General features: G+C 52.0%; 7 protein-coding genes. All 7 read left to right on the forward strand.

The genetic code is table 11. The features are described from left to right. Positions 1–61: 61 nt before the first annotated feature. The 7 genes from DFP98_RS14445 (at position 62) to DFP98_RS14475 (ending at position 12,463) form a co-directional block, all read left to right on the forward strand. Positions 62–7,102: an InlB B-repeat-containing protein gene (locus tag DFP98_RS14445; protein WP_116061316.1), complete on the forward strand. Its 7,041-nt coding sequence runs from the start codon at positions 62–64 to the stop codon at positions 7,100–7,102. Between the two features lie 224 nt (positions 7,103–7,326). Continuing rightward, positions 7,327–9,471 (forward strand): ATP-binding protein, encoded by a 2,145-nt coding sequence (locus DFP98_RS14450; protein ID WP_116061317.1) that lies wholly within the window; start codon positions 7,327–7,329, stop codon positions 9,469–9,471. Between the two features lie 454 nt (positions 9,472–9,925). Further along, a complete protein-coding gene (locus DFP98_RS14455; protein ID WP_246016543.1) occupies positions 9,926–10,600 on the forward strand; it encodes a response regulator transcription factor in 675 nt (224 codons plus the stop codon). Positions 10,601–10,851: 251 nt separating this feature from the next. Further along, on the forward strand, positions 10,852–11,265 hold the full coding sequence (locus DFP98_RS14460) for a hypothetical protein (protein WP_116061318.1): 414 nt from the start codon (positions 10,852–10,854) through the stop codon (positions 11,263–11,265). A gap of 133 nt (positions 11,266–11,398) precedes the next feature. Next, the gene (locus DFP98_RS40225) at positions 11,399–11,620 is read left to right on the forward strand and encodes a flagellar cap protein FliD N-terminal domain-containing protein (protein ID WP_147310187.1); all 222 of its coding nucleotides are present in this window, start codon (positions 11,399–11,401) and stop codon (positions 11,618–11,620) included. Positions 11,621–11,709: 89 nt separating this feature from the next. Continuing rightward, positions 11,710–11,928, forward strand: coding sequence for a hypothetical protein (locus DFP98_RS14470; protein ID WP_116061320.1), 219 nt, complete (start codon positions 11,710–11,712; stop codon positions 11,926–11,928). Positions 11,929–12,094: 166 nt separating this feature from the next. Continuing rightward, positions 12,095–12,463, forward strand: coding sequence for a hypothetical protein (locus tag DFP98_RS14475; protein WP_147310188.1), 369 nt, complete (start codon positions 12,095–12,097; stop codon positions 12,461–12,463). Positions 12,464–12,503 lie beyond the last annotated feature (40 nt).

The following is a 12,503-nucleotide window of genomic DNA, read 5'->3' on the forward strand; positions in this document are numbered from 1 at the left end:
ATAGAGGAGAAAAATCGACATCATTTTTCCTATATCCGGCTATGAGAAGGGATGAACAAGTGTGAAGAAGGCAAAAAAATGGGGATGGACGTCGAAATCACGGCTTCTGGCGTGGATGCTGATCGTCAGCATGATCGTGACCGCACTGCCTGTACAGCAGGCGGCAGGGGCCGAACTCCCGGTACAGCGGGCGATAGAGCCCGAGCTGCTGATGCAGCAGGTGGCAGCGATAGAACCAAGCGGGTTTCAGGATGTGAAACCAACGGACTGGTTCTACGATGCGGCCGTCTATGTCCGGAAGAATGGTATATTCGGCGGAACGGGCGGGGGCGCCTTCTCGCCTAAGGGAACGATGACGCGCGCCATGTATGTGACGGCGCTTGGACGAATGGCCGGCGTGGATGTCAGCGAGTATTCCGCCTCGAGCTTTGCCGACGTGCCGGCGGGCATTTGGTATGCGCCATTTGTAGAGTGGGCGGTTAAGAAGGGGATTACTTCCGGCACGGGAGCTCGCAATTTCTCTCCGGATGCAACCGTGTCCCGGGAGCAGATGGCGGCGCTGACTTTGCGCTATTTTGAAAGCTATCAGATTCCCTATCAAACTGGCAATCCCGTAACTACGCAGCCAAAGGATCTCGCGAACGTGTCTTCCTGGGCGGCGGATGCAGTTGTGAAGCTGTGGCAAGCGGGTTTGTTCGACGGGGACAGCAATGGCAACTTCAATCCACATAAACAGGCGACTCGTGCGGAAGCGGCTGTTTTCTTCATGCGCAACAACGCGATTGTGGAGGCGTGGAAAAATCAGAATCCAACAGCACCGACGCCGACCCCCTCGCCGACATCCGATACGGATAATGGCACGACGAACGGCGCAGGGCTGCCGACGTCCGGAACCGGCGGCGGTGGCGGAGGAAACGGAGGCAGCCCAGTTATCGAATATACGCTGACGTTTGAGAGCAACGGAGGCACGGAGATAGCCGACCAGAAGGTGCGGCAAGGGAAAGCGCCGAGTCATCTGCCTGCTCCGGCGAAAGAGGGGTATATCTTCCAAGGATGGTTTAGGGACAGCGATTTATCGCTCATCTTCGCGGAGGGAAGTCCCGTTAACGCGGACACCAAGTTGTATGCGAAATATATAGATAGCGTGAGTAATGCTGTACAGAGCACTCCCAGCTACTCTGAAATGGATGTCGCTCCGGACTTCACTATTACGGTTTTCGATGCGTCCGGCAATCTGACCGCGTCGGAGGTGCAAGCGGGGCTTGAGTTCGAGGATACTTCAGATCCTGATTTTACGGGGATTACCGTCACCGGCTCGAATGGTCACTTCAGATTAGCGGCCGAAGGCGGTCGATTCACAGAAGGACACACCTATCAACTGACGTTAACGGATGACAATCTGTCTTTCCAAGGTCAAGACGCTACGACGAGCATCTATGTTTTTAGCGTTGCCAAGGAAGAAGTCATGAATGTCCCGCTAAATCCGAATATGATCTATCTGCCTTTCGCGGATGTCACGAATATGATGCTTGATGGCGCGGAAGTAGGTTCGCCGGCCATTCCGCTCATTACGACGACGGTAGGTGACAGCGAGAACGGTCTTGCCGCCGCGAATGGCGGCAGTGGAACTTTCTCCTACAGCGGAAGCAGCGAGATTCAAGTGGGCGCTGTCGTTGCAATCTACGAAGGGGTTCGTCCCGATCTGCGCACGGTAGACACAACCGGCGCCGACGATGGCGCTGTCGCTTATGTACAGATTACGGCGATTAACGGCAATACCTACACCTATGATCACGCGGATGCCAAGCAGGTGTTGTTCAAGCCGGATGTTCTGCCTGTGAGCGTAGAGGCGGATACGGACGGAGAACCGGACAATAACTCTATCACGGTAGAGCATATCGCGATGAACTACAGCGACAGCATGTATGCGCCACTAGGCTTGAGCGAGCTCACCACCGTCGATGTAGGCGATTTTATCGCTTTCTATGAGGGTGAGTTAGTGAATGGCGGCTCCCAACTGTTAATCGGTTATGGACGTATTACGTCGATTACGCCTGTGGCGGAGATGGATATTATTAAGTATGTCGATGTCACGGAAGAAGACATCGCGCATATCCTCGACGTCTATCAGCAACAGGCGATTGACGGCGACCAACTGCTGTCGCAGGAGGAAATCGCGCAACTGGAGGATCATATTGAGCAGCAAGCGATCGCCAGCGGCTTCGTCGATCAGGCTGCGGACTATCTGTCTGCGCTGGCCATGGAGACGGATGTCTTCAAGACGCAGATGGAAGTGAATATGCTAGCGGCTAACGGCGTAGGCAAAGTCAGTGTGGAGAATCTGACGGTTGTCGCTGCGCTGGGCACGAGAGTGAATCATATTGCCGGACAAAACTCCGGAGTCAGCGCTACGCTTCAGATCGGCGCCGACATTGTCATTCGCATCCATGAGGAGAGCGACCTCGTCATCCATATGACGGGTACGTTCTTGCAGGAGATTACTTTGAATCTCGGCATCGATGGGGGGACGGATTGGGGGGAGGCATGTGTTTGGTTTCTCTGTGTGCCCTACCCGAAAGATTATCGGATTACCGCCAATCTGGATGCGTACACGTATACCGGAATTAACATTACGGCGGAGATTGCCACGGTGGCACACGATAAGCTGCAGGAAGCACTGGATGACTGGGATGAAGCAGCTACTGGCGGCAAACTAGGCAAGGTTCGCGACATCGCGACAGAGATGCAAGCGCTAATCGACGGTGTACAGGATACGACGGTGGACTCGGCGGAACTGAAGGCACAGTATCAAGAAATGATGGAGAACGAGACGGATTGGGTTCCGTTGATCAAGAAGAAGCTCTTCGAGAAGAGCGTGCGCGTAGTTATGGGTATCGTTGAAGTCAACTTCACAGCCGAGTTTGTGGTCAGCGCCAATGTGAACCTGACGATCGGCGCGGATTTCAACTATACGACAGCCAAACGCTACTCGGCTACCGTACACGTGCTTGGTTTCCGAGGTACGAGCAACACCGTAAGCTTGCCGGGGGACGGCAATTACCAGTTTACCTTCTATGTGATGGGGACAATCGGCTTGCGGGCGGGTGTTCTGCTGGAGCTTAAAGCGGGAGTTGGCAGTGTTAAGCTGAATAGCATCGGGGTGTCTATTGAAGCCGGTGCGTACGTGAATCTGTGGGGGTACTTCTACTATCAGTTGAAGCGACTGGAAGGGGTGCAGACTACCCGGTCAATGGGCGCTCTGTACGTAGAGATCGGCATCTATCTGGAGACTGCAATCGGCGCCCAATTGGGCGATGGCTTGCTCTCGGGCAGTATTCCGGTATACGAGAATACATGGCCGTTGTACACGGTAGGGGAGCAGAAAAATGTCGATGACTTCGCCTATCCGGAGGATAAGCCGGTTAGATTAAACCTGGCGGGCTCCGCGTCATCGATCGCCGTGCCGGAGTCGTGGCTAACCATGAGTCGGTTTGATTTGAAGACTGGCGAAACAGATACCCAGACCTTTGACCGCGCGAAATTCGATTTCCAGGTGGACAACAGGAATTTCAGGTATAGGGCGGATACAGGAAAGATCGAAGTGGTGAACACGGACATTCAGGTGAGCGAGGGCAATCTGGTCATCACCTGGAGAGGCGCGCCTCTGTCGCTCTCGTCCGAACCGATCCAGCGCACGATTTCCTTGAATTGGCTCGCCAGAGTGGGTGACTATATCATCCAACTGGACCTGCAGAACGGTGAAGCGAACCAGATTGTCGCAGCGCCGTACAACGCACCGATCAGCGTGGACAACCCGGTGTATCCGGGATATACCTTTGACGGCTGGTACTGGTCAGGCACCGGCGGTTCGAAGGCAACCATTCCAAGCCGTATGCCTGCACAGGATTGGATTCTATACGCGCGATGGATCCCGAACACGGATACGCCGTATACCGTTCAGCATTATTTGATCGACCCGAATACCAAGACAGCGACGTCGCCTGCAGCGACGGAGACTTTGACCGGAACAACCGGCACGGAGATTCAGATCGTCTCCGACAGGTTCCTTGACCAAGGTTATGCGACAGGTAAGGCAAGCGGGATGAAGATCAAGGGGGACGGTTCGACGGTCGTCAGGGTTGATCACTATCCGGCGAATCGCACGATGACCTTCGACGGAGGGTATGTGGGCTCACCGGGCAGCTCGCTGACGGAAGCAACCGGCAAGAATATCTCTGCTCGCATCCCGATACCGACCAGACCGGGCTATACGTTCGCCGGATGGTCGCCGGATGTTCCAAGTGCGATGCCTGCTACGAACACGTCGTATACGGCCCAATGGACGGCGAAAGAGGACACGTCCTATCAGGTCGCCTACCTGCTGCAAAACATCGGAAGCGATACCTATACGGTAGCGGATATGGAATCGTATCGCGGGGCAACCGATGCCGAGGCAAGCCTGACGAATCCGGCAAAATCCTATGAGGGCTTTACGTTCGACGCCACCATTCCGGGAACGGTACTGTCTGCCCCGATCGCGGGCCGAGGCACAACGGTTCTGAAGGTGTATTACAAGCGCAATAGCTATGCCATGACGATCAATTACAACGGCTCCGGCGAAGCGACCAGGGTCATTGATCACGTACCGTTCGGGGCAACGACGGGGTTATACCTTGGAGTACCGGCTTGGCAGGGGAGCGCGTTCGCCGGATGGTCGCCCGCTTCGCTGACCACGATGCCCGCGTACGATGTCGAGTTTACAGCCCAGTGGGCGCTGAACACCCACACGGTGAGCTTCAACAGCAATGGAGGGTCGGCGGTCAATGCCTTAACGGTTGGATACGGCTTCCAGGCAAGCGAGCCGGATGAGCCGACGAAGGACGATCTGGTGTTCGGCGGCTGGTACAGGGATAGCGCGCTGACGATGGAATACGACTTCGGGACGCAGGTGACGGAGGATCTCGCGCTGCATGCGAAGTGGCTGCACAGCTACACGGTGAGCTTCGAGAGCAACGAAGGGTCGGAGGTAGCCGATCTGAAGGTTAACGAAGGAAGCCATGCGTTGGCGCCTGACGCGCCTACGAAGCAAGGCTTCGTATTCAGCGGCTGGTATAGAGACAGCGAATGGACGAGCGCTTATGACTTCGAGACGGAGATCGTGACGGCCAACCTTATTTTGTATGCAAAATGGGTGGTTGCTACCAAGATCAGCTATACAGTGAGCTTCATCAGCAACAACGGCACGACAGTGGAAGATTTGACAGTAGACGAAGGAGCCGTGGCTACGGCGCCCGGCGCACTGACGTTGACCGGGTATACCTTTGACGGCTGGTACACCGACAGCACCTTCCAGAACCGATTCAGCTTTGCGACACCGGTTGAGTCGAACCTTACACTTTACGCGAAGTGGATGCGGAACAGCTACACGGTGAGCTTCAACAGTAACGGCGGATCAGCGGTGGCCAGCCAGACGGTGGAATACAACGACACTGCGACATTGCCTGCCGCACCGACGAGAAACGGACATATGTTCGCCGGCTGGTACACCACCGCCGGTCTGGGCACAGCCTATAACTTCTCGACCGGGGTGAGCGCCAATCTTACGCTGTACGCGAAGTGGACCGCCGTCTACACGGTGAGCTTCGACAGCAACGGCGGATCGGCAGTGGCCAACCAGACGGTGGAAAGTGGCGGAAATGCCGATGAACCCGCCGCACCGACGATGGACGGTTATACGTTCGCGGGTTGGTATAGCGACGCCCTCCTGCAAGAAGCTTACAGCTTCACGAACAGAGAGGTGAACGCTAACCTCACCTTGTACGCGAAGTGGACATTTAACAGCTATACGGTAAGCTTTGACAGCAATAACGGACCCGCTGTGCAGAGTCAGGCGGTGGTTCCGGGCGGCAACGCTATAGCGCCTCCCGTACCGAAGTGGATCGGTTTCAGATTCGACGGCTGGTATAGCGATCCCGCGACGACAATCGCCTATGACTTCTCGACAGCGGTGAACGCAGATATGACCCTGTACGCGAAATGGACGATGACCTCGTGGACGACACTTGGCGATGCGCTGGTAGGGGGAGCGCAAAGTCACTCCGATATCGTATTCGACAACAGCGGCACTCCCTATAGTGCTTATGTGACGTGGAATAATGAAATCATCGTAATGAAATACGAGGATGACGAGTGGCAACCCGTCGGCAACCTGACTGCCTTCAATAAAGCGTGGAATAATACGATTACTGTTACGCTCGCCATAGACAGCAAGGATACGCTTTATGTTTCTTATATGGCGAAAATCGATGAAGCTTATAAACACGTTGTAATGAAATATGATCAGGGAGCTTGGGAAGCCTTGGATCTTTTTACGCAACAGAATTTCGGATACGATGCCTCCATGGTCTTTGACGAGGATGACAATCTTTATCTGTCTTATCTCGAACAAGGTAACAACATTAGATCCTTGTATGTGAAGAGATACAAGGACAATATATGGGAGAATGTACACAGTACCAACTGGGCTAATGCTAATTATACTGCCCTTGCGTTTAACCCGAGCGGCACCCTTTATCTATTCCATATGTGGTACAACATGCCGGATTATATAAGCAAAACATCGTTGAGGACATACGATGGCAGCATGTCGTGGTCTCCCGTTAACAATGCGGAACTCCAAGCAACGCTTAGTGCGGATGCCTCATTCACACTTAGTCCGGATGGCGTACCTTATGTGGTCTACAAGAGTAAGTCCAATAACGAGGTGGTCGTGGCGAAGCATGAGGGTTCTTCATGGCAACCTGTAGGTACGACTGGAATCTCGTATGAGACGTCCGGGGCTCCCAACATCAAAATCGCCTTTGACAGCGAGGGCACGCCGTATGTCGCGTATGTAGATACGGATCACGGCAACAGGCTGACGGTGAGGAAGTACGAGAATAACAGTTGGAACATCGTCGAGTATGCAGGCATCTCGGCTGCTAACATTAGTTACTTAAATCTCTCCATAGACAGCAACGATAACCTTTATGTGAGCTATAAAGAAGGTATCACCACGACAAGTAAATTGACCGTGATGAAGTATGATCCGAGCCTGCATTAACCTTAAACGGATTGAATCACAGAGCAGCCTGCCCCCATCGGAGCAGGCTGCTCTGCTGCGAGTCCGGCATAGGCCAGAACTTATGCTGGAAAAAAGGACCTCATCGTGATAGTTGTATTCTACGCCTTGCACAGATTTGCAGGGCACAATTTCCTTTAATGATGTTATCATTAGGAGAATTAATTTACATATCGCGCATCCTGTAGATTGGGGTCGATATCATCATGAGGGGCATTCTCCGATTCGGTTCTCGGACGATCTTGCTTTATATCGCTGCTGCCGTTGCTGTCGGTTTGGTTGCAAGCTATGCCGTCATGCCTGCACCGGACTCCCCCAGGATCGAAAGTAAAGAAGGCATTCTGGATTTAACGCAGGTTCATGTCAGTGAGAACCCGCTAAAGTTAGCGGGGGAGTGGGCGTTCTACTGGCAAGAGCTGCTGTCGCCCGAGGATATACAGAATCGCCTGGCAAGGGGCGGCAATCCTGAACGCTGGATCAGCATCCCCAACTCCTGGCTAGGCGATCGGTTGGATGGCCAGCGGCTGAGCGGTACAGGTTATGCCACCTTTCGGGTCGTCATAAAACTTAGCGAGCAGGATCGCAGCGAGCGGCTTGCGCTGCGGCTGCCTGCGATCTTTCATGCTTATAAATTGTGGGTTAACGGCGAGCTTCTGGAAGAGGTTGGTGTGGTCGGTAGGGACAAGAGTAGAGCGATCCCGCGTCTGGCAACGAAGCTTGTGTTCTTCCAGCCCGAGCAAGATTCGGTGGAACTGGTGATGCAAGTTGCCAACTTCCATCATAAGCGAGGCGGCATCACCCAGTATATCGAGTTGGGCGGAAGTGATGGATTAACGGTCAAAACCCATCTGAACATCGCCGCTGAAATGTTCATCACCGCAAGCCTGCTGGTGATTGGGGTCTATCACCTGCTGCTGTTCGCCTTGCGACGCAAAGACAGGGCGCCCTTGTTCTTTGGTCTGTTCACCCTAATGTTCGGCATCCGCTCGTTGCTGGTCGGCGAGCTATTGCTCACACAATGGTGGCCGAATTTTCCGTGGGAATTGCAGTTCAAGATCGAGTACCTGATTCTATGCAGCAGCGGGTATATCATCACGATGTACTTCAATTGCATCTTTCCGAATTATGTGTCGCGTTGGTTCCATCATGGCACGAGGTTCGTAACCGGAGCATTATGTATCGTTGTTGTGGCGGCCCCTGCCATTATCTATACCCGAATGTTGCCAATGATCGGTGTGGTCGTTGTCCTGCATATGGTTTATCTGATGGTTGGACTGGCCCAAGCGGCTGTGCGGCGTAGGGAGGGAGCGCTGATCTTCCTGCTGGTGTCGGTGGTTGCTTTAGTGACGGTGATCAACGACTTTTTATATTACAACGAATGGTCGCGAATCGGAAATACCTCTCCGCTGGGTCTGTTGGTGTTTACAATCGCACAGATGATGCTGCTTTCTTCCAGATTTACGAGGGCGGCGGCGAACGAGGAGAGGATTGCGCGCGAATTGCAGGACGCTAACAACAAGCTGACCGAAATGAATATGAATTTGGAACGGACCGTGCAGGAACGCACACAGGCCTTATCCGCAGCTCATGACGATCTCCGCTTATCGTATGACCAGCTGCTTCAATCCGAGGAAGGGCGGAAGAAGCTCCTCGCCTATATTACGCATGATCTTCGCATGCCGCTGTCCAGCATGCTGGGTTATGTCGAGGCTGTGCAGGACAGAGTCAAGCCGGAACGCAATGATCAGTACCTGAAATATATCCGGGATAACACGATAAGGATTAACCGCATGATCGAGGAGTTAAGCTTCTTGTCGCATTTGGAGACGGGACAAGTCTCGTACCGCATGGAGCCGGTTCATGTGGTTCACTTCTTGCGCCGGTTCTATGAACAATATGAGTTGGTAGTGCGTGACGCAGGTCTGGATTTTAGGCTGGACTACAGAGGTGAGGAAGATCAAGGATCTGATTCGCCTGTTGTCGTGATGGATGCGCAAAGACTGGAGCAGGCGTTGTTCAATCTGGTGTCGAACGCAATGAAGTTTACCCCAAGGGGTGGGGTGGTGCGTATTGCGCTAGCTGTGGATGAGGTGAATCTTACCCGTTATGCGATCATTAGCGTACAAGACTCAGGCATGGGAATTCCGCCGGAGCAGCTCGAGCAAATCTTCGATCGTAATTACAGGTATGATCAACCGGGTGAGAAGGGCGTAGAGGGCAGCGGGCTCGGACTGGCGATTTGCAGGGAAATCGTGCAAGCGCATGGAGGAACGGTTCGAGCGGAGAGCGACGGCAGGACGGGGTCGATCTTCTCTGTATCGCTTCCTTGTATTGTAAATGAAGGAAGGTGACGATATGGCGGTAGCGAACAAAATCATGATCGTCGATGATGATCCCTGTCCTATTCGCTCCCCCGCCCCTAAGGACGGTGAAAGGCGTTTATGCGGTGTTTTAAGCATTCAATGAGACGACGGGTTTTGTTTCCGTTGGCCCAATCACTCCATTTTTATAGCGATGATTAATCTAATAATAACGCTTAGGAGCGACGTAGGGATAATCTCCCTTACGTCGCTATTTTTTTAGAATCCGGATAGGTCCAACTAAGTTGGTCTTCTTGGATGTGGCTTTGTATTTATCTTGAGCGCGAACTCAAAGTTTTCTTTGAGATTCGCCCATGGGCGAATCTGCCATGATAAGATACAAGGAGAGAAAACGCTATAATGTAACATACATCAGGGGGAAAACGAGGCTATGGTGCCCCAGCGGTGGAGGGAAGGTGACGATGTGGTGGACGCTCATAAAATAATGATCGTAGATGATGATTCCCATATATGCGAGATTGTTCAGGTATATTGCGAGCGGGAGGGCTTCATATCCTCCTATTGCCACAGCGGGACAGAAGCCATGAAGCTGCTTGCATCGTTCAAGCCGGATTTGATTGTACTGGATGTCATGCTGGCTAATGAAAACGGCATTGATTGGTGCAAGAACGCACGTAGCTATACGAATGCACCGATCGTGTTTCTGAGCAGCCGTGAGGAAGACGAGGTAAAAATCAGCGCATTATCCGATGGCGGGGACGATTATGTGACCAAGCCGTTCAGTCCGGGAGTCCTCATGGCCAAGATCAAGGCGCATCTTCGTAGAGTGTCGACGGGCAGAAGGGAGCAGCTGCTGGAGTTGCCGGGATTGACGCTGGATTACTACGCACAGTCCGTCATTATGGGGAGTGAAACCGTCTTTTTATCGAAAAAAGAGTTCGGTCTGCTGTCCTATATGGCACAAAACGTGAATCGTGTCGTCAGTGTCGATGCGTTGTTTCAGCTCATCTGGGGAACGGAGAGCCTAGAGGATACGAGAACGGTCGCTGTACACGTCAGCAATTTACGAAAAAAAATCGAGGCCGACCCTGCCAATCCTGAGAGAATCGTGACGATCCGGGGGACGGGATATATGCTGGTTGCCAGAGGTTCGGTGTAAGTATGAACTTAGTGTTAAGGTTGGTAGCCTACCATAAGAAGGGCGAAATATCCTTAAAAAATGGGTTAATGGCGTTGGGGTATGACTTGACGCTGTTGACCTTTTTTTGTTCTTTCCGCTAACAGCGTCAATTAAACGCTTTCCAAGAGATTGTGTTGTAAGCGCGAGTTTAAAGTTTTCTTTGAACTTCACAAATGGATCAATCTACCATGTTATATATAGAAGTAATATTTGAATTAGGGGGGAATGGCGTGAATGTAAAATCCGTGCAGCCGGTCAGTGATTATTTCAAAGCGATGCAGCAATACAAGGACGCGCGTGAGACGAAGGATCAATCGCGTTTGGCATCTATTCGAAATATACTCATGCTGGGCAAGAAGCTACGCACTGACGAAATGGACTATTTACAGCGACAGGATCCCAATCTATATGATCAAGCAATGAGACTCTCGATGGAGCGCCAAGCGTATGAGATCTCATTGAAGCATAGCCGTAGCAAAGCGGATGCGAACTATTACAACACGTTCAAGCTGATGCAGATTGCCGGGCAACTGAAGCATGGCGGTTCCGAGGAGTTGCTGATGCGCACGAACGCGATTCAGGAAGCCCATCGCGAGTTCGTGCGATTGAGCAAGTATGCCTCACTGAGGGGGGGAGACGGATGACGGTTTCGATTAACAGAATGTCTTTGAGTTTCCAATCTTCCAATAATCCGGTGCTAACTCATCTTTATCATTAAAATTCGTTTCCAAGAGCAAGACTTATGGGCAATATATCAAGACAGCAGCAATCTTTTTTTTGAAGTGTGCGCAGGATATTCAAGGATCAGCGCAAAAAATAATGCAGAACGATCATTCATCTTTCCATACTAGGACGGCGGAATCATCGGACAGCAAGAGGGTCACTGCAACTGCATCGGGCGGAGCTGCGAGCAAAAGTTATGAAGTTAAAGTGAATGCAATCGCGACTGCTCAAATGAACAGGGGAACATTGTTATCTGAGCAGGCACGTCCGTTGTAAGCAAAGGCATCAATCAGTTCAACATTACGATAGGCGGCAAGACGACGAAGGTATCGGCTGTTATCTCCGATAACGATACGAACGATTAAGTGCTGAACAAGCTGAAAGATGCGGTCAATGCAGTGAAAATGGGCGTAACTGCAAGTATTGTAACGGATGATAAAACAGGCAATAAGAAACTTGAGTTAAGCAGCGACAAGACAGGAGCGGATCAGGCTTTTGAGGTTGAGGATGTTACCGGTAACGCGATGTCAGCAACCGGCGTTATGAATGCAACGAAACTAGCACTAATGCGTCCTACAGTGTAAACGGCGGCGTAATTCAAACTTCGAAGTCGAACACGATTGATCTGGAGAAGGGCAAAGTTACGGTGACACTAATGGCCCCATTGATGGAAGCTGTGAAAATTCAAAACAAAACGGACAAGACAAAATCATCGCGCAAATTAAAGGGCTGGTGTCGAGTTACAATTCGATGTATGATCGCCTGAAAGAAGCAGGCGGAGTTATGAATTCATCTGTCCGTAAAAGCCTGGAATCGTTAGTCGGTTCATCTACTTATGAGCGAATCGGTAGTAACGGCGATGGTACCCTCAAGCTGGGTGAAGCGCAGCTTACGATGAGCCTAAGCTCCAATTTTGAACAAACAACGAAAGCGATTAGCGGCAACTATGGCCTGGCTGACCGTCTATTATCCGCAGTGGAAATATACAATGAAGTCCCGACAAGAAGCTTGCTGAACTCGAAGGCTCGCCAGATGCAGCAATTCGCGATATACCAATTATTGATGCAAATGGCTATACCGAAACAGGCAAGCGGGTGGGTCGTGAAACTGCTATATTAACTCGATACAGGTAAAGGCGGGTTTGTGCATGTTGTTGGCA

The organism is Cohnella phaseoli (assembly GCF_003386235.1).
In the GTDB taxonomy this organism is placed as follows: domain Bacteria; phylum Bacillota; class Bacilli; order Paenibacillales; family Paenibacillaceae; genus Cohnella; species Cohnella phaseoli.

Coding starts and splice junctions, on each gene's coding strand:
- DFP98_RS14450 (WP_116061317.1), top strand. CDS start 7,327: ATGAGGGGCATTCTCCGATTCGGTTCTCGGACGATCTTGCTTTATATC.
- DFP98_RS14455 (WP_246016543.1), top strand. CDS start 9,926: ATGATCGTAGATGATGATTCCCATATATGCGAGATTGTTCAGGTATAT.
- DFP98_RS14475 (WP_147310188.1), top strand. CDS start 12,095: ATGTATGATCGCCTGAAAGAAGCAGGCGGAGTTATGAATTCATCTGTC.